Source organism: Chryseobacterium gotjawalense, from assembly GCF_030012525.1.
Taxonomy (GTDB): Bacteria; Bacteroidota; Bacteroidia; order Flavobacteriales; family Weeksellaceae; genus Kaistella; species Kaistella gotjawalense.
This window is the reverse complement of record NZ_CP124855.1, coordinates 1,826,179-1,851,075: the sequence shown is the minus strand read 5'-3', so window position 1 is coordinate 1,851,075 and position 24,897 is coordinate 1,826,179. Positions and strand designations below refer to the sequence as shown.

Annotated in this window: 11 protein-coding genes, 4 tRNA genes and 6 rRNA genes; 18 read left to right on the top strand and 3 right to left on the bottom strand. The window is 40.4% G+C overall.

Translation table 11 applies throughout. The annotated features are described in order from the left end of the window. Positions 1–70 precede the first annotated feature (70 nt). From leuS to rrf (QGN23_RS08360), 12 genes are all read left to right on the top strand, one after another. Entirely contained in the window at positions 71–2,884 is a 2,814-nt protein-coding gene (gene leuS / locus QGN23_RS08415) for a leucine--tRNA ligase (RefSeq protein WP_282903885.1), read from the top strand. Positions 2,885–3,139: 255 nt separating this feature from the next. After that, positions 3,140–4,009 carry a MotA/TolQ/ExbB proton channel family protein gene (locus QGN23_RS08410; protein WP_282903884.1) on the top strand — a complete coding sequence of 290 codons (870 nt, stop codon included), beginning with the start codon at positions 3,140–3,142 and terminating at the stop codon, positions 4,007–4,009. A 77-nt stretch (positions 4,010–4,086) separates the two neighbouring features. Further along, positions 4,087–4,689 carry an ExbD/TolR family protein gene (locus tag QGN23_RS08405; RefSeq protein WP_282903883.1) on the top strand — a complete coding sequence of 201 codons (603 nt, stop codon included), beginning with the start codon at positions 4,087–4,089 and terminating at the stop codon, positions 4,687–4,689. Between the two features lie 7 nt (positions 4,690–4,696). Next, positions 4,697–5,266 (top strand): ExbD/TolR family protein, encoded by a 570-nt coding sequence (locus QGN23_RS08400; protein ID WP_282903882.1) that lies wholly within the window; start codon positions 4,697–4,699, stop codon positions 5,264–5,266. Positions 5,267–5,297: 31 nt separating this feature from the next. Then, positions 5,298–6,137 (top strand): energy transducer TonB, encoded by an 840-nt coding sequence (locus tag QGN23_RS08395; protein ID WP_282903881.1) that lies wholly within the window; start codon positions 5,298–5,300, stop codon positions 6,135–6,137. Between the two features lie 260 nt (positions 6,138–6,397). Further along, a complete protein-coding gene (locus QGN23_RS08390; protein WP_282903880.1) occupies positions 6,398–7,270 on the top strand; it encodes a PstS family phosphate ABC transporter substrate-binding protein in 873 nt (290 codons plus the stop codon). Positions 7,271–7,370: 100 nt separating this feature from the next. Then, a complete protein-coding gene (locus tag QGN23_RS08385; RefSeq protein WP_282903879.1) occupies positions 7,371–9,035 on the top strand; it encodes a tetratricopeptide repeat protein in 1,665 nt (554 codons plus the stop codon). Positions 9,036–10,056: 1,021 nt separating this feature from the next. Further along, positions 10,057–11,573, top strand: a 16S ribosomal RNA gene (locus QGN23_RS08380). 223 nt (positions 11,574–11,796) lie between these two features. Next, positions 11,797–11,870 (top strand) — tRNA-Ile (locus QGN23_RS08375). Positions 11,871–11,964: 94 nt separating this feature from the next. Further along, positions 11,965–12,038, top strand: a tRNA-Ala gene (locus QGN23_RS08370). A gap of 367 nt (positions 12,039–12,405) precedes the next feature. Then, positions 12,406–15,170 (top strand): 23S ribosomal RNA (locus QGN23_RS08365). Between the two features lie 180 nt (positions 15,171–15,350). Continuing rightward, a 5S ribosomal RNA gene (gene rrf / locus QGN23_RS08360) occupies positions 15,351–15,458 on the top strand. Between the two features lie 147 nt (positions 15,459–15,605). Here rrf (QGN23_RS08360) and QGN23_RS08355 read toward each other — a convergent pair. Then, complete coding sequence (locus QGN23_RS08355) at positions 15,606–15,860, bottom strand: transposase (RefSeq protein WP_282903878.1); 255 nt, start codon at positions 15,858–15,860, stop codon at positions 15,606–15,608. A gap of 1,326 nt (positions 15,861–17,186) precedes the next feature. Between QGN23_RS08355 and QGN23_RS08345 the strand changes: the two genes are divergently transcribed. From QGN23_RS08345 to rrf (QGN23_RS08325), 5 genes are all read left to right on the top strand, one after another. Then, positions 17,187–18,703 (top strand): 16S ribosomal RNA (locus tag QGN23_RS08345). Positions 18,704–18,926: 223 nt separating this feature from the next. Beyond that, a tRNA-Ile gene (locus QGN23_RS08340) sits at positions 18,927–19,000 on the top strand. Between the two features lie 94 nt (positions 19,001–19,094). Beyond that, positions 19,095–19,168 (top strand) — tRNA-Ala (locus QGN23_RS08335). Positions 19,169–19,535: 367 nt separating this feature from the next. Then, positions 19,536–22,300, top strand: a 23S ribosomal RNA gene (locus QGN23_RS08330). 180 nt (positions 22,301–22,480) lie between these two features. Continuing rightward, positions 22,481–22,588: ribosomal RNA gene (gene rrf / locus QGN23_RS08325) — 5S ribosomal RNA — on the top strand. Together the 16S, 23S and 5S rRNA genes with 4 tRNA genes alongside form the textbook arrangement of a ribosomal RNA operon. Before the next feature lie 294 nt (positions 22,589–22,882). Here rrf (QGN23_RS08325) and QGN23_RS08320 read toward each other — a convergent pair. Beyond that, positions 22,883–23,827 carry an ISAon1 family transposase gene (locus QGN23_RS08320; RefSeq protein ID WP_282903876.1) on the bottom strand — a complete coding sequence of 315 codons (945 nt, stop codon included), beginning with the start codon at positions 23,825–23,827 and terminating at the stop codon, positions 22,883–22,885. A 28-nt stretch (positions 23,828–23,855) separates the two neighbouring features. After that, positions 23,856–24,209, bottom strand: a complete 354-nt coding sequence (locus QGN23_RS08315) for an ISAon1 family transposase N-terminal region protein (RefSeq protein ID WP_282903875.1) — start codon at positions 24,207–24,209, stop codon at positions 23,856–23,858. Positions 24,210–24,276: 67 nt separating this feature from the next. On the opposite strand from QGN23_RS08315, the gene QGN23_RS08310 reads away from it, so the two are divergent. Further along, on the top strand, positions 24,277–24,690 hold the full coding sequence (locus tag QGN23_RS08310; protein WP_282903874.1) for a hypothetical protein: 414 nt from the start codon (positions 24,277–24,279) through the stop codon (positions 24,688–24,690). Positions 24,691–24,897 lie beyond the last annotated feature (207 nt).

Below are 24,897 nucleotides of genomic sequence, written 5' to 3'. Positions count from 1 at the left end.
TTACGATAATTAGTTTCATTCAGAAATTCATTTCAAAACCTTAAATTTGTGACTTAATTAAAATCAAGAAATGTTTTACGACCATCAATCCATCGACAAAAAGTGGCAGAAATTCTGGGAAGAAAATCAAACCTATAAAACTGAAAACGCAACCGATAGACCGAAATTTTATGTTTTGGATATGTTTCCGTATCCTTCCGGTGCGGGTTTACATGTTGGGCATCCGCTGGGTTACATCGCTTCAGACATTTATGCGAGATATAAAAGGCATCAGGGGTTTAATGTTTTACATCCGATTGGCTATGATTCCTTTGGGCTTCCGGCGGAACAATACGCCATTCAAACCGGTCAGCATCCTGCGGTAACCACAGAAGAAAATATTACGCGGTACGAACAGCAAATGCGTAAAATTGGTTTTTCATTTGACTGGAGCAGAGAAGTGAGAACTTCAGATTCCTCTTTTTATAAATGGACGCAATGGATTTTTATTCAGCTTTTTGATTCCTGGTATAATAAAACGAGTGATAAAGCGGAACCGATTTCAGGATTGATTTATCATTTTGAAAACCACGGGACTCAAAATTTATCAGCGGTTCAAAACGATCAATTAAATTTCACTGCAGAAGAGTGGAAAAGTGCTTCTGAGTTGGATCAACAAGATATTCTGTTAAACTACCGTTTAGCTTATCGTGCAGAAACAACTGTAAATTGGTGTCCTGGTTTAGGAACTGTTTTAGCCAATGATGAGGTAAAAGACGGAAAATCTGAACGTGGTGGTTTCCCTGTTTTCCAAAAGAAAATGATGCAATGGAGCATGAGAATCACGGCTTATTCTGAAAGATTACTGCAAGGTTTAAATAATTTGGATTGGCCACAACCTTTGAAAGATGCTCAGGAATACTGGATCGGAAAATCCCAGGGAGCGCAGGTGACTTTCGATGTTGAAGATTCGGTTGAAAAGATCTCCGTTTTCACAACACGTCCCGATACTATTTTTGGAGCAACGTTCATGGTTTTGGCGCCCGAAAATCCTTTGGTTAAAAGCTTAACGATAGAAGGTCAAAAAGAAGAGGTTGAAAATTATATCGAACAGACTTCCAAGAAAACGGAGCGAGACCGTATGTCCGACGTGAAGAATGTGAGTGGTGCTTTCACCGGAAGCTATGCTTTGAATCCATTTACCAATCAGGAAATGCCGGTTTATATTTCCGATTATGTGTTGATGGGTTACGGAACAGGCGCGGTAATGGCGGTTCCTGCTCATGACGAGCGCGATCACCGTTTTGCAAAGAAATTCGATTTGACAATCATTAATGTTATTGAAAACAATAATGACATTCAGGAAGAGTCTTTTGATTCGAAAGATTCAGTTTGTGTGAATTCTGAATTTTTGAATGGATTAAAATATGATGACGCTAAATCATTAATTATCACTGAAATTGAAAAGAGAAATATCGGTCATGGTACAACCAATTACCGACAGCGCGATGCGATTTTTTCCCGCCAGAGATATTGGGGAGAACCGGTTCCTGTTTATTATAAAGAGGGAATGCCGTACACTTTGCCAATTTCAGCATTGCCGTTGGAATTGCCTGAAGTTGAGAAATATCTTCCAACTGAAGATGGCGATCCACCTTTAGGAAATGCTAAAAATTTCGCATGGGATGAGCTTAATGGAAAGGTAGTATCTACAGAATTAATAGATGATCAAACTGTTTTCCCTTTGGAATTATCCACGATGCCAGGTTGGGCAGGAAGTTCCTGGTATTTCTTAAGATATATGGATCCTAAAAACGAAGAAGTCTTTACCAATAAGAATCTTTCAGATTATTGGGGACAGGTCGATTTATATATTGGAGGAAGCGAACACGCCACCGGACATTTACTGTATTCCCGTTTCTGGAATATGTTTATGAAAGACCGTGGTTACATTAACCATGATGAACCGTTTAAAAAACTCATCAATCAGGGAATGATTTTGGGTATGAGTGCGTATGTTTTAAGAATTGACCGAACAAACCAATATGTTTCTAAAAGTTTAGCAAAAGATTATCAGGTTCAAAAAATACATGTTGACGTTTCTTTATTAAAAGGAGGAACTGATGAGCTGGATACGGAGGAATTCAAAAAATGGCGTCCAGAATACGCTGATGCTGAATTTATCTTAGAAGACGGAAAATACATCACAGAGCGCGAGGTCGAAAAAATGTCGAAATCGAAATACAACGTCGTAAATCCAGATGATATTTGTGACGAATATGGCGCAGACTGTTTGCGTTTGTATGAAATGTTCCTTGGTCCTTTGGAGCAGTCAAAACCATGGAATACACAAGGCTTAAGTGGAGTTTATGGTTTTTTGAAAAAATTCTATAACCTTTATTTTAATGGAGATGATTTTGAAGTTTCAGAGGATGAACCAACGAAACAGGAATATAAAATCCTGCATACTTTAATTAAAAAAGTGGTGACGGATATTGATAATTTCTCATTTAATACTTCAGTTTCGCAGTTTATGATTGCGGTAAACGAATTGCAAAAGCTGAAAACCAATAAAAGGAATATCCTGGAATCTTTAGCAATTATTGTTTCTCCATATGCGCCACATATTGCAGAAGAGTTATGGAGCAAATTAGGACATACCGAGTCGATCGAGTTTGCGCCTTTCCCCAAATTTGAAGAAAAGCATTTGGTAGAAGATGAAATCGAATATCCGGTGAGTTTTAATGGTAAGATGAGATTTAAATTAAGTCTTTCCGCAGAGTTATCAATACCTGAAATTCAGGAAATAGTTTTAGCTGATAATCGGACAATGGAACAATTACAGGGAAATAATCCAAAAAAAGTAATCATTGTACCGAAAAAAATAATTAATATTGTTCTCTGAAAATAAATAATGAAAAATATTTTTATGGTGCAATCATAAAAAAGTGCATGTAATTTGTGTGATTTTTTAAAGGTATTTTTGAAATTGAAAATTATAACCATTTTTTAATTCAATTATTATTAATAATTCAATGTTAATGTATCATAACATTACATAAAATTAAATTTAATGACCCTTAAAGACTTGCATTATTAAATATTTTAACTTTATTTTACAACTCGAAAATTTAAAATAACAATTATAATTTAGTTTAGTATGGAAATGAATGTTTCAAACAACGAGGAGCAAGTAGTTGCTAAAAAATTAGGTGGTTTAAATCCAGCGTTAATAATCCCTGTTCTTATCTTGATAGGAGTCGCTATTTACATCTTTGTATTAGGTAACCCAGGTAATTTTAAAGCTGACCCAAGGCTTGATGGTCTTTCATCTGTAGCTTTTTCAGGTTTAGATACCAAAGAATTACACCCAGGTAATGGTTTTATGGGAGTTATTTACATGGGAGGACCAATCGTACCTATTCTTATTTCTTTTATGATTATCGTAATCGTATTCTCAATCGAGCGTGCTTTAGTGTTAGGTAAAGCAACAGGAAAAGGAAATATTGATAATTTTGTATTAACAGTAAGAAGATTATTGAATCAAAACAAAGTTGAGGAAGCAATCGAAGAATGCGACAGACAGGAAGGGTCGATCGGAAATGTAGTGAAAGAGGGATTAACCACTTACAAAGCATTATCCAATGATACTACCATGAACAAAGAGCAGAAAATGGTAGCTCTTAACAAATCGATCGAAGAGGCTACAACTCTTGAAATGCCAATGTTAGAAAAAAACATGATGATTCTTTCTACCTTAGGTACAGTAGCAACTTTGGTAGCACTATTGGGAACGGTAATCGGGATGATTAAAGCATTTAGCGCACTAGGTTCTGGTGGAGGTACTCCGGATTCTGCTGCATTATCAATCGGTATTTCTGAAGCGTTAGTAAATACTGCTTTAGGTATTGGTACATCTGCGGTTGCAATTGTTCTTTATAACTATTTTACTTCTAAGATTGACGGATTAACGTTCAAAATTGACGAAATCGCAATGTCAATCCAGCAGTCATTTGCCGAATTCCACTAAGAATTCAGCAATGATAGAGATGATTTGAATTTCGAAAAATCTCAAAAAAACAGAAGTTTAATAAAAAATAATTTACAATGGCGAGAGTCAAACCAAAAAGACATAATATAAGGGTAGATATGACGGCGATGACCGACGTATCGTTTCTACTCCTTACATTCTTTATCCTCACGGCTCAGTTTGCAAAACCTGATATCGAGACGATAACCACGCCATCTTCTATATCTGAAAAACTTCTTCCAGATGCGAGTTTAATGACTATTTTGAGCACACAGGACGGAAGATTCTATTTCACACCAGTTGAAAACGGAACCGAGCGAATTGCTCTATTGGATAAAATGGGAGAGAAGTATGGTATGAAATTTACTGACCCGGAAAAAGTTGCTTTTTCTAATGTGCAGTCAATTGGAGTTCCGATGAATCAACTTAAAGGATTCTTGGATCTTTCAGAGGAAGACCGTAAAGCTTTTAAAAGCAAAACGGGAATCCCTATGGATAGTACAAATAAACAATTACTGGATTGGGTACAACAAAGTTTAGCCATTAACCCTGATTACAAACTAGCAATCAAAGGGGATGTGGACACACAGTATCCTAAAGTTAAATCTTTATTTGAAGGATTGAGAGATATTGATTTCTTGAAATTCTGGTTAATAACAAGTCAGGAAGTGGCAAAATAATTAAGAAATGGCAGATGTACAAGTAAAAGACAACAGCGGGAAAGGCGGAAAGGTACGCTCGAAAAAGCAAGTGCCCCACGTAGATTTAACTCCCATGGTGGATTTGGCGTTCCTTTTGATTACATTCTTTATGTTAGTTACCACTTTTAACAAACCGAATGTGATGGATTTAGGTCTTCCGGCAAAACCGAAAGAAAACCAAAAACCACCTGATACAGAAATTGACTTATCCAACTCTATTTCAATAATTTTAGGGAAAGACAATAAAATTTTCTATCACCAGTTATCAAAAGACGAGCTAACAGAAGCAAATCTTAATGAAACTACTTTCGATAGAGAAGGGATTACAAAAGTAATCGAGCAGGCAAAAGCCAGAGCAAAAGATCCAGCCAAATTTACGGTGATCATTAAGCCAACGGACGATGCAGTATATAAAAATTTCGTAGATATGCTAGATGAAATGGCCATTACCAAAAATGAAATATACGGTATTACCGATATTAAACCTTGGGAAGAAGCTATTTATGAGAAAAAAGTAGGGCAATCCAAAACTGCTCCTGCTAAACCTACCAACTAGAAGATACGTTTAATATTTAAAAGACAGAATAATGGCAGATGAACACACTTACAATACGACTCCTACCCTGGATGAGATTGTATTTGAAAACAGAAATAAAGCGTATGGTGCATTTGATTTAAGAACAAGCTATAGATCAGTCCTTACAAAAGCTTTCATCTTCGGAACGGTTTTATTCCTTGTTTGCGCAATTACCCCATTTGTAATTATGAAAATAAAACAAATGAATGCGAAAGAAACAACAGAAGTAAATGCCAATTTAATTGACATTCTTCCGGAACAGGAGCAAATTATAGAAACACCCAACGAACCGCCGCCACCCCCACCGCCGCCACCAAAAGAAGAACCTAAAATTGAGGTCATTCAGAACGTAGTGCCGGAACCGGTAAAAGCGCCTAAGGTAGAGACTCCACCGCCGCCAATTTCAAAACAGTTGGAAACAACTACAGGAGTTGTGGCTCAGGAAGGAGTGAAAGCTCCAGCTTATGCACCGCCACCGCCACCTCCATCAACAGGAAAGGTGCAGTCGGTAGAAGTGAAACCACAGGTTTCAGAACAGCAGATTTATACAGAAGTAGAGCAGTTAGCTGAATTCCCTGGTGGAATTAATAAGTTTAGATCTAGTGTTCAAAACAATTTTGACACGGGAGCAATGGAAGGTGATGAAGGGAAAGTACAGACTGTAATTACTTTCGTAGTTGAACGGGATGGTTCAATTACCGATGTTAAAGCTGACGGCTCTAATAAAACATTTAACGCTGAAGCAGTGAGAACTGTGAAGTCTGTGAAAAATAAATGGTCTCCTGCAAAAATTAATGGTCAAGCTGTAAGATATCGTTACAGATTACCTCTAACAATGCAGTTCGAATAAGATTTTTAATTATACGAATAGAAAAGAGAAGTGAAAGCTTCTCTTTTTTATTTTTTTTGTAGTTTTGTGGGATATGATATTTAATTGGCTTTCCATAGTTGCCGGATTTTTCTATATTTTGTTAGGAATCGTGGTAATAGTTTATAAATTCTTCGTCATCTTTTTAGAACCGAATGTTGCTTATCCATTAGGAGGCTTGTTCGTGCTGTATGGCGCCTTTAGAATAATTCGAGCAATCTATAGAATCAGAGAACAGCGAAATGAAGAATAGACTTGTATTAATGATAAGTATTTTTGTACTGTTAATATCGTGCAAAAAGAAACCGGGTGTTGTTGTAGGTAGTCCGCAGGAAGGTGAAATCACTATGGAAGTAGACGAATCTTTTGCCAGTGTTTCCGAAGCATTGACTGAGCGATATATGGCACTTTATCCCAACACCAAAATTAATTTAAAAATTAAAAAGGAAGATTTTTCTTTTTTAGATTTATTGGAAGCAAAAGTTGACGTGATTGTAATGTCACGGGAATTAAGCAAGGTTGAAAAAAACGCTTACAATAAAGAAACCGGTCTGGATTGGCTTCCGGCAAAATTTGCCGCTGACGCTGTTGTTTTTGTCGTCCCAAAAGATTCTCCCAGAGAATCAATTACCGTGGAAGAAATTAAGCAGGAGCTGACCAATGACAAAAAAAATATTATTTTTGATGGAACCAATTCGAGTAACCTTAATTTCGTTGCTCAGAAATTAAATACTAAACCGGATTTAATAAAGTTTTCTATTATTAATGGTAATAAAAATATAATAGAACAATTGAATAAATTTCCAGATAAAATAGGAGCTATTGGCTTAAATACGATCAGCAGACCTTACGATTCAGAATCCGAGAAATTAAAACAGTCAGTTAAGATTTTGAAGGTTGTTCAGGATAATAAGTCTTTTGAACCGCGGGTAGAAAACCTGATAGACATGTCTTACCCTTTTGCGCGCGTTTTATATTTTCTGACCAATGAAAAGTATTTTGGTTTAGCAAATGGTTTTATTCGGTTCTCCTGTACCCAACTCGGCCAGATTGTAGTTTCAAAAGAGGGTTTACAACCTTACTATATTTTTAAAAGAGAGGTTCAGATGCGTTAAATTTTTTTAAAATTAGCGCTCGCTATCATCACCTGCAGTTTTGGTATAAAAATTGGGTGTTATTGATAGAAGTTTTTACAAACATATTAAACAATTTAAAATGAAAGATATAATGAATTTAACGAAGAAGATTGCTTTCGGGGTTTCAGTTGGTTTTTTGTCCAATTTTGCTTTTGGTCAAACTTTGCAGGAAGGGATTAATAGTGCAGACAGTCACAAGTATGCGCATGCCAGACAGATTTTTACAGAAATGGTTGCAAAATCTGCCACTGCAGACAATTATTTTTATTTAGGAAATTCCTATTTAACCCAGTTTGAACCCAACTTTGAAAAAGCAAAAGAAGATTTCGATAAAGGTTTACAAATAGATAAAAAAAGTAATCTTAATAAAATTGGGTTGGCATCTATTAAATTAGGAAAAGGAGATAAAGCGGCAATAGGCGAAATTCAGAATATTGTGAAGGATTCTAAAGAAAAAGATCCGGAAGTTCTTTACAGGGCAGCAGAAGCACTCACCCTTTTCGGCGGTACGGCCAACGCTGACATGGCAATTGATTATTTAAATAAAGCCATAGAGAAATCAGCTAAGAACGGAACCCCTGCTCATTATTATTATACGCTTGGTGATGCATACCGTTTGAAATTGACAAACAGTCCACAGGTTGCAGGTTCCGCAATGACTGCTTATGAGAAAGCTTTGCCAAGTGCAAAAAATAAAGCTTCTGTATTTACAAGAATCGGAACACTTTGGATGCAAGCCCAGCAGTGGAAACCTGCCAAAGAAAATATTGATAAAGCAATTCTGGCAGATCCAACGTATGCTCCTGCTTATAAAGCAAAAGCTGCTTATGACATCAGATACCAGGAAAATGCATTGGCAACTCAGGATTTGATTAATTATGCAAAATATGCAGATGAAGATCCAGATACCCAATTAGAAATTTCTAAACTTTTCTTTACTAATGAAGATTACGGAAACTCGAAAATGTATTTGGATAAAGTATTCGATAAAGTAGATGATGCTATTAAATATAAATTAAGAGCTTATCTGCAGTATGCTGATGGAGATTATGCCGGTGCAAAAAGCAGCATGGATTCTTTCACTAGCAAAGCGGACAAGTCCAGAGTTAAAACATCTGATGAAGGATTAATAGGTCTTATCGCGGCAGGATTAGCACAGAAAGAAACAGATCCTGTTAAGAAAGCAGCTTTGAATGCAGAAGCGCAACAAAAAATAGCGATTGCAAAAGCAGCTAAAGATGAAACCATGAAGTGGGATGATGAATTAGTGAAAATCAAAGGCGGCGGTGGAGTCAATCAAGCTGCAGTAGATGCAGGCGCGACCAGTCCGGAAATCGAAGCATTGAAAAAACAAGTTGCCGCAAATCCTCAGGATACTGATGCATTGTTCAAGTTGGCAAACGCGTACCAGGAAGTTAAGAACTGGAACGGCGCGATTCTCTCTTGGCAAAAAATGAGCGGATTGTTGCCGGATTGGGCTCCAGCTTATTATAGTCAAGGCTACGCGCAGCAGCAAGCTGGCCATAAAGAATTGGCTAAAATCGCCTACGAGAAATTTATTGCAACTGTGAAGCCTGCAGAAGTTGAAAGCAGCAAAGAGATTCTTTCTTACGCATATTTTGCAGTAGCTTATTTAGATAAGGATAGTAACCCGGCAAAAGCCAAAGATTACGTAAGTAAATCATTGCAGTTAAATCCTACTTATCAGGATGCAATTAATCTGAACAAGCAGTTGAATAAGTAAAATTTAATTGATAATTATACAAATCCCATTCGAAAGAGTGGGATTTTTGTTTTAAACGGTTTTTAGCAAATTCTAAAAAGGGTTATAGATATTATGTTCTTGTTAATGGAAGTTATCTCTTTATCATGTTTAATGACGGTAGAACTTGCGGGTTCCGAATTGCTACTGAAATAATTATTAAAAAAGCACAGGGAATAATGAAGAGACATCACTATTAGAAGTTTATTCGGCTTCTTTTGATTCCAAATCATGGAATACCTATTTTAATAGATTTTTTTTTCTTAAAGACAATCTAATCTTTATATATATATAGTATCTTTTTTTTTTAGGATGTTTCCCAACATTTCCTTGAAACATGGATTGAAATTTTGCCGTATTTAGGTTTTAAGTTGTTATGATGCAAATATCAACGGTCAGACAAGACCGGTCAGCATCTACAATGCTTACTAATGTTAGGATTATCGTGCATTTGCTGCTGTAAAAGTGCTGTCTCAGATAAAGTGGATAACTTTGTGAAGTTGTAGCGTTCTGTCAATCATAGCATTGTAAAAATATTTTCTTCAATATTAATAAAAGTTCACAAAAGAGTTGCGAGATCGTTTAAGTGTGTTTACATTTGCACCACTCTAAAAAACAGAGTAGCGAAGTAGATAGGACAGGTAATATATAGAAAGAATAAGAGGATTAGCTTTCTTTTATTTAATTTAAAAAAAGCTTGTGGATTAACAAAAACTTCTTATCTTTGCAATCCCAAATCGAAAGAGTGGGGAGCGAAGTAGAAGCGGATTGAATGAGGATGAGAGGGTATTAATGGTTACTTAAAAAACTTTTAAATTTCTTCGATAAACATTTGGTCATTAATAAAAAACTTTATACTTTTGCACTCGCAATTCGGAACCAACGACAGAAAGAGTTTCCGGATATAAGCGAAAAGAACAATAGATCATTGACATACAAATAACAACCAAAAAAGTAAGGAAAAACTAAAGCGATAATAACTTTGAGTGAGTCAGACAAACATACAATGGAGAGTTTGATCCTGGCTCAGGATGAACGCTAGCGGGAGGCCTAACACATGCAAGCCGAGCGGTATTTCTTCTTCGGGAGAGAGAGAGCGGCGTACGGGTGCGTAACACGTGTGCAACCTACCTTTATCAGGGGAATAGCCTTTCGAAAGGAAGATTAATACTCCATAATATATGAACAGGCATCTGCTTATATTGAAAACTCCGGTGGATAGAGATGGGCACGCGCAAGATTAGATAGTTGGTGAGGTAACGGCTCACCAAGTCGATGATCTTTAGGGGTCCTGAGAGGGAGATCCCCCACACTGGTACTGAGACACGGACCAGACTCCTACGGGAGGCAGCAGTGAGGAATATTGGACAATGGGTGAGAGCCTGATCCAGCCATCCCGCGTGAAGGATGACGGTCCTACGGATTGTAAACTTCTTTTGTATAGGGATAAACCTTTCCACGTGTGGAAAGCTGAAGGTACTATACGAATAAGCACCGGCTAACTCCGTGCCAGCAGCCGCGGTAATACGGAGGGTGCAAGCGTTATCCGGATTTATTGGGTTTAAAGGGTCCGCAGGCGGACCGATAAGTCAGTGGTGAAATCTCATAGCTTAACTATGAAACTGCCGTTGATACTGTCGGTCTTGAGTAAATTAGAGGTAGCTGGAATAAGTAGTGTAGCGGTGAAATGCATAGATATTACTTAGAACACCAATTGCGAAGGCAGGTTACCATAATTTAACTGACGCTGAGGGACGAAAGCGTGGGGAGCGAACAGGATTAGATACCCTGGTAGTCCACGCCGTAAACGATGCTAACTCGTTTTTGGGGCGCAAGCTTCAGAGACCAAGCGAAAGTGATAAGTTAGCCACCTGGGGAGTACGTTCGCAAGAATGAAACTCAAAGGAATTGACGGGGGCCCGCACAAGCGGTGGATTATGTGGTTTAATTCGATGATACGCGAGGAACCTTACCAAGACTTAAATGGGAAATGACCGGTTTAGAAATAGACCTTTCGCAAGACATTTTTCAAGGTGCTGCATGGTTGTCGTCAGCTCGTGCCGTGAGGTGTTAGGTTAAGTCCTGCAACGAGCGCAACCCCTGTCACTAGTTGCTAACATTCAGTTGAGGACTCTAGTGAGACTGCCTACGCAAGTAGAGAGGAAGGTGGGGATGACGTCAAATCATCACGGCCCTTACGTCTTGGGCCACACACGTAATACAATGGCCGGTACAGAGGGCAGCTACACAGCGATGTGATGCAAATCTCGAAAGCCGGTCTCAGTTCGGATTGGAGTCTGCAACTCGACTCTATGAAGCTGGAATCGCTAGTAATCGCGCATCAGCCATGGCGCGGTGAATACGTTCCCGGGCCTTGTACACACCGCCCGTCAAGCCATGGAAGTCTGGGGTACCTGAAGTCGGTGACCGTAAAAGGAGCTGCCTAGGGTAAAACAGGTAACTAGGGCTAAGTCGTAACAAGGTAGCCGTACCGGAAGGTGCGGCTGGAACATCTCATTTTTGAGACTCTTCGTTAGGAGAGTATAAACAAACAACACGATACGCAAGTATCAGAGCACTTGCTCAAAGTTAGCTTCAGTTTTTTCTTATTTGGACGGTTGATTATTTAAAAATATACCCACTAGGATTAGTAATCAGGGAAAGAGAGACCAGAGATGGGTAGATAATAGATGAGAGACATAAAGTCTAATATCTAAAGTCTAAAAATCTCAAATCTAAATGAAGTCTCGTAGCTCAGCTGGTTAGAGCGCTACACTGATAATGTAGAGGTCGGCAGTTCGAGCCTGCCCGAGACTACTAATAATAAGACGGGAAGGTAAAAGAAGCAAGATAAAAGACGATTTATTAGTCTTTACTCTTTATTCTTTACTCTTCAAAGTCTCATACTAGCGGGGAATTAGCTCAGTTGGCTAGAGCGCCTGCCTTGCACGCAGGAGGTCAAGGGTTCGACTCCCTTATTCTCCACAAGTTATAGGAATATAACGGGAATAGTTACAGAAATGTAACGAAAAGCTTCAAAAAAGAAGCAAGCATAGAAGATAATTACATTACAGATTTAAGAATTATGCCAGGAGGCAGAGCGGACTAAGTAATTAGTAAGTTTGATAGGATCGATACCTATATTATTCACATATTATGACTTTGATTTAAAAGTTACGGAAAGAGCCAAAAACAATTTCTGTTCATCAGGGAAGTAATAAGATACAAGATCATTGACATTAACGATAAGAACATCACAAAGAGAAAACCGAGCACTTTCGAGTGCCGAGTTTAAATAAAACTAGTCTAACAGCAATGTTAGACAACAAAACTGAACTAATATATTATTAGGAAAGAAATCGTTAAGGGCGTATGGCGGATGCCTAGGCTTTCAGAGGCGACGAAGGACGTGGTAAGCTGCGAAAAGCTGCGGGGATCGGCACACACGAATTGATCCGCAGATGTCCGAATGGGGCAACCCGGCTGGTTGAAGACCAGTCACTCTAATTTATTAGAGAGCAAACCCGGAGAACTGAAACATCTAAGTACCCGGAGGAAAAGAAATCGAAGAGATTCCGTAAGTAGTGGCGAGCGAACGCGGATTAGCCCAAAAGTCTTTATATGTTTAGAAGAATGTTCTGGAAAGAACAGCCATAGACGGTGATAGCCCGGTATTTAAAAGGCATACATAGATGATAAATGAGTAGGGCGGGACACGTGAAATCCTGTCTGAATATGGGGGGACCATCCTCCAAGGCTAAATACTCCTGAAAGACCGATAGTGAACAAGTACTGTGAAGGAAAGGTGAAAAGCACTTCGAATAGAAGGGTGAAAGAGAACCTGAAACCGTACGCCTACAAGCGGTCGGAGCCCACAAGTTGGGTGACGGCGTGCCTTTTGCATAATGAGCCTACGAGTTAATTTTACTAGCGAGCTTAAGTACTTCAGGTACGGAGGCGGAGCGAAAGCGAGTCTGAATAGGGCGCTTAGTTAGTAGTATTAGACGCGAAACCTTGTGATCTACCCATGGGCAGGTTGAAGCTTTGGTAACACAAAGTGGAGGACCGAACCGGTTGACGTTGAAAAGTCTTCGGATGACTTGTGGGTAGGGGTGAAAGGCCAATCAAACTGGGAGATAGCTCGTACTCCCCGAAATGCATTTAGGTGCAGCGTTGCGACAAGTTTATTAGAGGTAGAGCTACTGATTGGATGCGGGGGAGTCAAATCCTACCAATTCCTGACAAACTCCGAATGCTAATAAATGTTTCGCAGCAGTGAGGGCATGGGTGCTAAGGTCCATGTCCGAGAGGGAAAGAACCCGGACCAACAGCTAAGGTCCCCAAATCTATACTAAGTTGAAATAACGCGGTTGAACTGCATTGACAGCTAGGATGTTGGCTTGGAAGCAGCCATTCATTTAAAGAGTGCGTAACAGCTCACTAGTCGAGCGGTTCGGCATGGATAATAATCGGGCATAAGTATAGTACCGAAGCTATGGATTTATAATTTTTGAATTATATCTGGTAGGGGAGCATTCTGTTTGCGCCGAAGCAGTGTCGTGAGATGTTGTGGAGCGGACAGAAAAGAAAATGTAGGCATAAGTAACGATAAAGGGGGCGAGAAACCCCCTCACCGAAAGACTAAGGTTTCCTCAGCCATGCTAATCAGCTGAGGGTTAGTCGGGACCTAACGCGAACCCGAAAGGGGAAGTGGATGGATAATGGGTTAATATTCCCATACTTGCTCACACTAAAAAGGGGACGGAGTGCCGTACTTACTGGAGACTGACGGAATAGTCAAGACCTAGCCTTCGGGCGAAGTTGTTGTAGGGAAAGTGCTTCCAAGAAAAGCCGAAGTGAAGCAACTCGTACCAAAACCGACACAGGTAGTCGAGGAGAGAATCCTAAGGTGCTAGAGTGAATCATGGTTAAGGAACTAGGCAAAATAGTCTCGTAACTTCGGAAGAAGGGACGCCAGCAGCAATGCTGGCCTCAGTAAAGAGGCCCAGGCGACTGTTTATCAAAAACACAGGACTCTGCTAAATCGAAAGATGCTGTATAGGGTCTGACACCTGCCCGGTGCTGGAAGGTTAAGGAAGGTTGTTAGCAGCAATGCGAAGCAATTAACTGAAGCCCCAGTAAACGGCGGCCGTAACTATAACGGTCCTAAGGTAGCGAAATTCCTTGTCGGGTAAGTTCCGACCTGCACGAATGGTGTAACGATCTGGGCACTGTCTCAACCATGAGCTCTGTGAAATTGTAGTCTCGGTGAAGATGCCGAGTACCCGCAATGGGACGAAAAGACCCTGTGAACCTTTACTATAACTTCGTATTGACTTTGAATAAACAATGTGTAGGATAGGTGGGAGACTTTGAAGCTGGCACGCTAGTGTCGGTGGAGTCAACGTTGAAATACCACCCTTTGTTTATTTGGAGCCTAACTTCCTAACGGAAGGACATTGCGTGGTGGGTAGTTTGACTGGGGTGGTCGCCTCCAAAAGAGTAACGGAGGCTTTCAAAGGTACCCTCAGCACGCTTGGTAACCGTGCGTAGAGTGTAATGGCATAAGGGTGCTTGACTGTGAGACCTACAAGTCGATCAGGTGCGAAAGCAGGACATAGTGATCCGGTGGTTCCGTATGGAAGGGCCATCGCTCATAGGATAAAAGGTACTCCGGGGATAACAGGCTAGTCTCCCCCAAGAGCTCATATCGACGGGGAGGTTCGGCACCTCGATGTCGGCTCGTCACATCCTGGGGCTGGAGAAGGTCCCAAGGGTTGGGCTGTTCGCCCATTAAAGTGGCACGCGAGCTGGGTTCAGAACGTCGTGAGACAGTTCGGTCTCTATCTATTGCGGGCGTTAGATGTTTGAGAGGGCTTGAATCTAGTACGAGAGGACCGATTTGAACAAACCTCTGGTGTATCAGTTGTTCCGCCAGGAGCACCGCTGAGTAGCTACGTTTGGAAAGGATAAGCACTGAAAGCATATAAGTGCGAAACCTGCCTCAAGATGAGACATCTTTTAAGGGTCGTTGGAGATGACAACGTTGATAGGCTATAGGTGTAAAGGCAGTAATGTCATAGCCGAGTAGTACTAATTACCCGTAGATTTATTGCCTAATTAAGGTACTTGGAAGTGCAACAAGGTTTGCTCTTTGTGAACGTTTTTATCGATTTTTTAGTTAGACTGAAAGAACCAAGATTAAAGAAGCAAGACTGTAATGTCTTTTATCTTTCTTCTATCATCTTTTATCTACTAATAACATATACTGTACATCCTTTTGTACAAAACAACCTTTAGGGTGGTTTTAGCAGAGGGGCTCACCTGTTCCCATTCCGAACACAGAAGTTAAGCCCTCTAGCGCCGATGGTACTGCTAACGCGGGAGAGTAGGTCGCCGCCAGTTTTTTTAAAGCTCATCAATTTATTTTGATGGGCTTTTTTTATGACTTAAACTCATGGAAAAAGTGAAATGAAAGTAGGATGAGCCGTTGTAATCTTAAATTTTTTTATTTTGGCATTGAAAGATTCGGATCAGTATCAAACTTAGGGACTAAGCAAAAATTTTGGATAATCTGAAAAGGAAAAATGATTTGTCTTTTACCCCTCGAAGTTGTAATCTGAAGTTTTTTATTTTCGCATTAAAAGATTCTGCCGACGCATTGGTGCTTCTTTGGTCAAAATAATTGAGAATGTCATTGTAATGATTCATAATGGTCTTCATGAGTACTAAAAATGATTTAAACCCACATTCCTCTACTTCTTTGAACCAATGTGCTAATTTTAGGATTGCTACAGACTTTTGCATATTTTGATTGTAAATTTTCCTCAGCCCGATAAATTATATGCTTCTTCTAAATCAGGATAGTGAGATAACAGTATTTGCGCTCTTTCATTTCGTGTTGATGTCCACTTTTCCCTGATCTTGTAGAGTAAATATCGGCTTCTTGCCAAGAGTTGCTTTCTGGTATCACCATTTTCAAAAATTTCAATTTCAGGAGTTGTATCGGCTGATTTTTTTTAAAGACTCGGCAAAATCCTGTGTTATGAAAGTTCTTTTGGCGATGAGATTCCAATCTCTTAGAATAAAGTTTGCGAATTTTACATCCGTCCATCTTCGGCGTTTATTATTCAGTTTTACGGACTTCCTATGCAAGTGGAAAATTATCCACCGTTATTTCAGGTAGAAAACTTTTTGATTGCAAAGCAATAGAAGAAAACTCTTCAGGAATCTTGTTTTTTTTCTTCAAAATAAAGATGCAATACCTTCTTTATATTATAAAGCCGCAATATCCATGCGTAGTTTCTAGCTTAAAACTCCATCGTTATGTTCTATTATAAAAACTTTTCAAATACCATTCTTTTTGATGGTATTTTAATTTGTTTATAGAGAAAAGTGGTCCATAATTTATTTATGTCTCCAGCACAAATGTGCTTTTTATCCCCTCTCCGGGCTTACACAACTTGTATATACTTTCGGTCGGGGTATCCGTTCCAATTCCTTTCGTGTTAGCTTATCCGATGCTTGCTGCTGTATTTCCAGTTCGATCCCTACCGCAAGAAGTTCCCGGGCTATGCCTTTGCTGCTTAAAAAATTATGTTTTAAGATAAAGTGGATAACTCCATTGAGTTCGTATTTCACTATTAATTAATAAGTTGCATTATTAGTTATTCACATTTTCGAATTAGGTCCGAAATAAGTTGCAAGATATAGATAGTAAGCCTACATTTGCACCACTCTAAAAAACAGAGTAGCGAAGTAGACAGGACAGGTAATATATAGAAAGAATAAGAGGATTAGCTTTCTTTTATTTAATTTAAAAAAAGCTTGTGAATTAACAAAAACTTCTTATCTTTGCAATCCCAAATCGAAAGAGTGGGGAGCGAAGTAGAAGCGGATTGAATGAGGATGAGAGGATTTTAATGGTTACTTAAAAAACTTTTAAATTTCTTCGATAAACATTTGGTCATTAATAAAAAACTTTATACTTTTGCACTCGCAATTCGGAACCAACGACAGAAAGAGTTTCCGGATATACGCGAAAAGAACAATAGATCATTGACATACAAATAACAACCAAAAAAGTAAGGAAAAACTAAAGCGATAATAACTTTGAGTGAGTCAGACAAACATACAATGGAGAGTTTGATCCTGGCTCAGGATGAACGCTAGCGGGAGGCCTAACACATGCAAGCCGAGCGGTATTTCTTCTTCGGGAGAGAGAGAGCGGCGTACGGGTGCGTAACACGTGTGCAACCTACCTTTATCAGGGGAATAGCCTTTCGAAAGGAAGATTAATACTCCATAATATATGAACAGGCATCTGCTTATATTGAAAACTCCGGTGGATAGAGATGGGCACGCGCAAGATTAGATAGTTGGTGAGGTAACGGCTCACCAAGTCGATGATCTTTAGGGGTCCTGAGAGGGAGATCCCCCACACTGGTACTGAGACACGGACCAGACTCCTACGGGAGGCAGCAGTGAGGAATATTGGACAATGGGTGAGAGCCTGATCCAGCCATCCCGCGTGAAGGATGACGGTCCTACGGATTGTAAACTTCTTTTGTATAGGGATAAACCTTTCCACGTGTGGAAAGCTGAAGGTACTATACGAATAAGCACCGGCTAACTCCGTGCCAGCAGCCGCGGTAATACGGAGGGTGCAAGCGTTATCCGGATTTATTGGGTTTAAAGGGTCCGCAGGCGGACCGATAAGTCAGTGGTGAAATCTCATAGCTTAACTATGAAACTGCCGTTGATACTGTCGGTCTTGAGTAAATTAGAGGTAGCTGGAATAAGTAGTGTAGCGGTGAAATGCATAGATATTACTTAGAACACCAATTGCGAAGGCAGGTTACCATAATTTAACTGACGCTGAGGGACGAAAGCGTGGGGAGCGAACAGGATTAGATACCCTGGTAGTCCACGCCGTAAACGATGCTAACTCGTTTTTGGGGCGCAAGCTTCAGAGACCAAGCGAAAGTGATAAGTTAGCCACCTGGGGAGTACGTTCGCAAGAATGAAACTCAAAGGAATTGACGGGGGCCCGCACAAGCGGTGGATTATGTGGTTTAATTCGATGATACGCGAGGAACCTTACCAAGACTTAAATGGGAAATGACCGGTTTAGAAATAGACCTTTCGCAAGACATTTTTCAAGGTGCTGCATGGTTGTCGTCAGCTCGTGCCGTGAGGTGTTAGGTTAAGTCCTGCAACGAGCGCAACCCCTGTCACTAGTTGCTAACATTCAGTTGAGGACTCTAGTGAGACTGCCTACGCAAGTAGAGAGGAAGGTGGGGATGACGTCAAATCATCACGGCCCTTACGTCTTGGGCCACACACGTAATACAATGGCCGGTACAGAGGGCAGCTACACAGCGATGTGATGCAAATCTCGAAAGCCGGTCTCAGTTCGGATTGGAGTCTGCAACTCGACTCTATGAAGCTGGAATCGCTAGTAATCGCGCATCAGCCATGGCGCGGTGAATACGTTCCCGGGCCTTGTACACACCGCCCGTCAAGCCATGGAAGTCTGGGGTACCTGAAGTCGGTGACCGTAAAAGGAGCTGCCTAGGGTAAAACAGGTAACTAGGGCTAAGTCGTAACAAGGTAGCCGTACCGGAAGGTGCGGCTGGAACATCTCATTTTTGAGACTCTTCGTTAGGAGAGTATAAACAAACAACACGATACGCAAGTATCAGAGCACTTGCTCAAAGTTAGCTTCAGTTTTTTCTTATTTGGACGGTTGATTATTTAAAAATATACCCACTAGGATTAGTAATCAGGGAAAGAGAGACCAGAGATGGGTAGATAATAGATGAGAGACATAAAGTCTAATATCTAAAGTCTAAAAATCTCAAATCTAAATGAAGTCTCGTAGCTCAGCTGGTTAGAGCGCTACACTGATAATGTAGAGGTCGGCAGTTCGAGCCTGCCCGAGACTACTAATAATAAGACGGGAAGGTAAAAGAAGCAAGATAAAAGACGATTTATTAGTCTTTACTCTTTATTCTTTACTCTTCAAAGTCTCATACTAGCGGGGAATTAGCTCAGTTGGCTAGAGCGCCTGCCTTGCACGCAGGAGGTCAAGGGTTCGACTCCCTTATTCTCCACAAGTTATAGGAATATAACGGGAATAGTTACAGAAATGTAACGAAAAGCTTCAAAAAAGAAGCAAGCATAGAAGATAATTACATTACAGATTTAAGAATTATGCCAGGAGGCAGAGCGGACTAAGTAATTAGTAAGTTTGATAGGATCGATACCTATATTATTCACATATTATGACTTTGATTTAAAAGTTACGGAAAGAGCCAAAAACAATTTCTGTTCATCAGGGAAGTAATAAGATACAAGATCATTGACATTAACGATAAGAACATCACAAAGAGAAAACCGAGCACTTTCGAGTGCCGAGTTTAAATAAAACTAGTCTAACAGCAATGTTAGACAACAAAACTGAACTAATATATTATTAGGAAAGAAATCGTTAAGGGCGTATGGCGGATGCCTAGGCTTTCAGAGGCGACGAAGGACGTGGTAAGCTGCGAAAAGCTGCGGGGATCGGCACACACGAATTGATCCGCAGATGTCCGAATGGGGCAACCCGGCTGGTTGAAGACCAGTCACTCTAATTTATTAGAGAGCAAACCCGGAGAACTGAAACATCTAAGTACCCGGAGGAAAAGAAATCGAAGAGATTCCGTAAGTAGTGGCGAGCGAACGCGGATTAGCCCAAAAGTCTTTATATGTTTAGAAGAATGTTCTGGAAAGAACAGCCATAGACGGTGATAGCCCGGTATTTAAAAGGCATACATAGATGATAAATGAGTAGGGCGGGACACGTGAAATCCTGTCTGAATATGGGGGGACCATCCTCCAAGGCTAAATACTCCTGAAAGACCGATAGTGAACAAGTACTGTGAAGGAAAGGTGAAAAGCACTTCGAATAGAAGGGTGAAAGAGAACCTGAAACCGTACGCCTACAAGCGGTCGGAGCCCACAAGTTGGGTGACGGCGTGCCTTTTGCATAATGAGCCTACGAGTTAATTTTACTAGCGAGCTTAAGTACTTCAGGTACGGAGGCGGAGCGAAAGCGAGTCTGAATAGGGCGCTTAGTTAGTAGTATTAGACGCGAAACCTTGTGATCTACCCATGGGCAGGTTGAAGCTTTGGTAACACAAAGTGGAGGACCGAACCGGTTGACGTTGAAAAGTCTTCGGATGACTTGTGGGTAGGGGTGAAAGGCCAATCAAACTGGGAGATAGCTCGTACTCCCCGAAATGCATTTAGGTGCAGCGTTGCGACAAGTTTATTAGAGGTAGAGCTACTGATTGGATGCGGGGGAGTCAAATCCTACCAATTCCTGACAAACTCCGAATGCTAATAAATGTTTCGCAGCAGTGAGGGCATGGGTGCTAAGGTCCATGTCCGAGAGGGAAAGAACCCGGACCAACAGCTAAGGTCCCCAAATCTATACTAAGTTGAAATAACGCGGTTGAACTGCATTGACAGCTAGGATGTTGGCTTGGAAGCAGCCATTCATTTAAAGAGTGCGTAACAGCTCACTAGTCGAGCGGTTCGGCATGGATAATAATCGGGCATAAGTATAGTACCGAAGCTATGGATTTATAATTTTTGAATTATATCTGGTAGGGGAGCATTCTGTTTGCGCCGAAGCAGTGTCGTGAGATGTTGTGGAGCGGACAGAAAAGAAAATGTAGGCATAAGTAACGATAAAGGGGGCGAGAAACCCCCTCACCGAAAGACTAAGGTTTCCTCAGCCATGCTAATCAGCTGAGGGTTAGTCGGGACCTAACGCGAACCCGAAAGGGGAAGTGGATGGATAATGGGTTAATATTCCCATACTTGCTCACACTAAAAAGGGGACGGAGTGCCGTACTTACTGGAGACTGACGGAATAGTCAAGACCTAGCCTTCGGGCGAAGTTGTTGTAGGGAAAGTGCTTCCAAGAAAAGCCGAAGTGAAGCAACTCGTACCAAAACCGACACAGGTAGTCGAGGAGAGAATCCTAAGGTGCTAGAGTGAATCATGGTTAAGGAACTAGGCAAAATAGTCTCGTAACTTCGGAAGAAGGGACGCCAGCAGCAATGCTGGCCTCAGTAAAGAGGCCCAGGCGACTGTTTATCAAAAACACAGGACTCTGCTAAATCGAAAGATGCTGTATAGGGTCTGACACCTGCCCGGTGCTGGAAGGTTAAGGAAGGTTGTTAGCAGCAATGCGAAGCAATTAACTGAAGCCCCAGTAAACGGCGGCCGTAACTATAACGGTCCTAAGGTAGCGAAATTCCTTGTCGGGTAAGTTCCGACCTGCACGAATGGTGTAACGATCTGGGCACTGTCTCAACCATGAGCTCTGTGAAATTGTAGTCTCGGTGAAGATGCCGAGTACCCGCAATGGGACGAAAAGACCCTGTGAACCTTTACTATAACTTCGTATTGACTTTGAATAAACAATGTGTAGGATAGGTGGGAGACTTTGAAGCTGGCACGCTAGTGTCGGTGGAGTCAACGTTGAAATACCACCCTTTGTTTATTTGGAGCCTAACTTCCTAACGGAAGGACATTGCGTGGTGGGTAGTTTGACTGGGGTGGTCGCCTCCAAAAGAGTAACGGAGGCTTTCAAAGGTACCCTCAGCACGCTTGGTAACCGTGCGTAGAGTGTAATGGCATAAGGGTGCTTGACTGTGAGACCTACAAGTCGATCAGGTGCGAAAGCAGGACATAGTGATCCGGTGGTTCCGTATGGAAGGGCCATCGCTCATAGGATAAAAGGTACTCCGGGGATAACAGGCTAGTCTCCCCCAAGAGCTCATATCGACGGGGAGGTTCGGCACCTCGATGTCGGCTCGTCACATCCTGGGGCTGGAGAAGGTCCCAAGGGTTGGGCTGTTCGCCCATTAAAGTGGCACGCGAGCTGGGTTCAGAACGTCGTGAGACAGTTCGGTCTCTATCTATTGCGGGCGTTAGATGTTTGAGAGGGCTTGAATCTAGTACGAGAGGACCGATTTGAACAAACCTCTGGTGTATCAGTTGTTCCGCCAGGAGCACCGCTGAGTAGCTACGTTTGGAAAGGATAAGCACTGAAAGCATATAAGTGCGAAACCTGCCTCAAGATGAGACATCTTTTAAGGGTCGTTGGAGATGACAACGTTGATAGGCTATAGGTGTAAAGGCAGTAATGTCATAGCCGAGTAGTACTAATTACCCGTAGATTTATTGCCTAATTAAGGTACTTGGAAGTGCAACAAGGTTTGCTCTTTGTGAACGTTTTTATCGATTTTTTAGTTAGACTGAAAGAACCAAGATTAAAGAAGCAAGACTGTAATGTCTTTTATCTTTCTTCTATCATCTTTTATCTACTAATAACATATACTGTACATCCTTTTGTACAAAACAACCTTTAGGGTGGTTTTAGCAGAGGGGCTCACCTGTTCCCATTCCGAACACAGAAGTTAAGCCCTCTAGCGCCGATGGTACTGCTAACGCGGGAGAGTAGGTCGCCGCCAGTTTTTTTAAAGCTCATCAATTTATTTTGATGGGCTTTTTTTGTGACCTAAACGCAGGAGAATGACTGAATTAGTCGCCAGTTTATCCCGTCGTAAAAGTCGAGATCAGTTTTTTATGTTTTTCTTTTGTAAATCGGTGCTGTGGACGATCTGCTATGTAACTGTTCCAAAAGACATGAAATTATAAAACAGTATTTTTAAAATCTATGTTGAAATTATACTTTGTTATTTTATATTTGTCATGATCTAAATTAATTGATGATGAATGAATTAGGGATCAGTATCAAAACTTGGGGACTACGCAAAAATTTTGGATAATCTGAAAAGGAAAAATGATTTGTCTCTTACCCCTCGAAGTTGTAATCTGAAGTTTTTTATTTTCGCATTAAAAGATTCGGCCGACGCATTGGTGCTTCTTTGGTCAAAATAATTGAGAATGTCATTGTAATGATTCATAATGGTCTTCATGAGTACTGAAAATGATTTAAACCCACATTCCTCTACTTCTTTGAACCAATGTGCTAATTTTAGGATTGCTACAGACTTTTGAATATTTTGATTGTAAATTTTCCTCAGCCCGTCTGATAAATTATACGCTTTTTCTAAATCAGGATAGTGAGAGAACAGTATTTGCGCTCTTTCATTTTGTGTTGATGTCCACTTTTCCCTGGTCTTGTAGAGTAGGTATCGGCTTCTTGCCAAGAGTTGCTTTCTGGTATCACCATTTTCAAAAATTTCAATTTCAGGAGTTTTCTTCTTTTCTTTTGCTTCTGTCAAACAGTTGTTTTCCAATTCAATGGCTTGCCACCGATGTTGTATCCTGAGGTCTTGCAATGCTTCTGTGGCGAGCTTCTGAACATGAAAACGGTCGATGACCTGAATGGCATTGGGAAAACATCTTTTGGCAATGAGTTTCATTGAACCTGCCATGTCGAGCGTGATCTCTTTAACTTTCTGTCGGAATTTTCTGCTGATTTTCAGAATCTGTTCAATGACTTTATCGCTTTGAGTACCTTTAATAATGGCTACGATGCTTCCTTTTTTGCCTTTCGCTTTCTTGGAAGTAAGAACGGTGTATAATTCCCCGTCTGAAAGAGCGACTTCATCTAAAGAAAGCTGGTCAGAGAGGTTTTCAGTATATAAGATCCAGTCTTCAGCGTGTTGTTTTTGATCCCAGTCTTTAAAATCGCTGATGCTTTTTTTATATTGTCTTTGAAATTTCTTTCCATTTACGCCATACATTTCTGCTATGGTCTTACAGGGAAGCGCTTTAGTATCGGCTGATTTTTTTTAAGAACTCCGCAAAATCATGTGTCATGCGAGTTCCTTTGGCGATGAGATTCCAGTCTCTTTGAATAATGTTTGCGGATTTTACATCCGTCCATCTTCGGCGTTTGATATGCAGTTTCACGGACTTTCCGCGCAGTGGAAAATCATCTACCATTATTTCCGGCAGAAAACCCTTTGACTGCAAAGTAAGAGAAGAAAACTCCTTTGGAATCGTATTTTTTTCTTCAAAATAAAGATGTAGCACTTTACTTACTTCTTCGAATTTCACAATCTCAAAATGGTCAATTAAAAATTCAGGTAATAAAAATTTGAGGACTTCTGTTTCATTTAGCATCTAACAAAATTATTAAATTTATCTTTTCTCCCCAAGTTTTGGGATTGATCCTGAATTAGCCACTCTTTTGATTACTGATATCAATAACGCGCATAGATTAGAAAGTGATCCTGCAGAAAAAACTGAGCAAACAATTGAAGACCACTTCGCAGAGATAGAAAATTACGTTAATGGGTTTGCTTCCGGTCCTACCTTTAGCGATCATTGCGGACTGGAATCTCAATTTTTTCCGCCTGCCAATTTTTTTTCCGACGAGGAATTAAAATTGATATGCAGAGCGTTTGAAAAAATGATGATGACCTATAATCTAACCATTGATTATTCTGAAAATGTCCCAATTTCCCTTGTTTATGAGATGATAATTAGAACCTTAGAGTCCAAAACTTCAATCACAAATCATGGAATGCTTCATTTTGATTATTGTTCAGGTTACGCGCCAGATTGCCCTTGGAAGGGATTTTGTCCCTGTTTAGAAATTTAGTACAGAAAAATTTGACGATGATTTGAAAAAATGATTTTAAACCTTTAAATATAATTTAGCTGGAAAACGTGGATGATACAACCACCTTGCTTTCAAGTTAAAACAACACGTAATTTCCGCAAACGTCGGAAGTGAGCAATAAACGGAAACATAGGAATTGCAGTTAAATCATTTCTTATATAGAGCAGGACAATAGCAGTTCTTTTT

What these genes read in the sequence shown, in the direction of transcription:
- QGN23_RS08400 (WP_282903882.1), top strand. Translation starts at nt 4,697, where the DNA reads ATGGCAGATGTACAAGTAAAAGACAACAGCGGGAAAGGCGGAAAGGTA.
- QGN23_RS08315 (WP_282903875.1), bottom strand. Translation starts at nt 24,209, where the DNA reads ATGCTAAATGAAACAGAAGTCCTCAAATTTTTATTACCTGAATTTTTA.
- QGN23_RS08405 (WP_282903883.1), top strand. Translation starts at nt 4,087, where the DNA reads ATGGCGAGAGTCAAACCAAAAAGACATAATATAAGGGTAGATATGACG.
- QGN23_RS08320 (WP_282903876.1), bottom strand. Translation starts at nt 23,827, where the DNA reads ATGTATGGCGTAAATGGAAAGAAATTTCAAAGACAATATAAAAAAAGC.
- QGN23_RS08410 (WP_282903884.1), top strand. Translation starts at nt 3,140, where the DNA reads ATGGAAATGAATGTTTCAAACAACGAGGAGCAAGTAGTTGCTAAAAAA.
- QGN23_RS08355 (WP_282903878.1), bottom strand. Translation starts at nt 15,860, where the DNA reads ATGCAAAAGTCTGTAGCAATCCTAAAATTAGCACATTGGTTCAAAGAA.
- QGN23_RS08385 (WP_282903879.1), top strand. Translation starts at nt 7,371, where the DNA reads ATGAAAGATATAATGAATTTAACGAAGAAGATTGCTTTCGGGGTTTCA.
- leuS (WP_282903885.1), top strand. Translation starts at nt 71, where the DNA reads ATGTTTTACGACCATCAATCCATCGACAAAAAGTGGCAGAAATTCTGG.
- QGN23_RS08390 (WP_282903880.1), top strand. Translation starts at nt 6,398, where the DNA reads ATGAAGAATAGACTTGTATTAATGATAAGTATTTTTGTACTGTTAATA.
- QGN23_RS08395 (WP_282903881.1), top strand. Translation starts at nt 5,298, where the DNA reads ATGGCAGATGAACACACTTACAATACGACTCCTACCCTGGATGAGATT.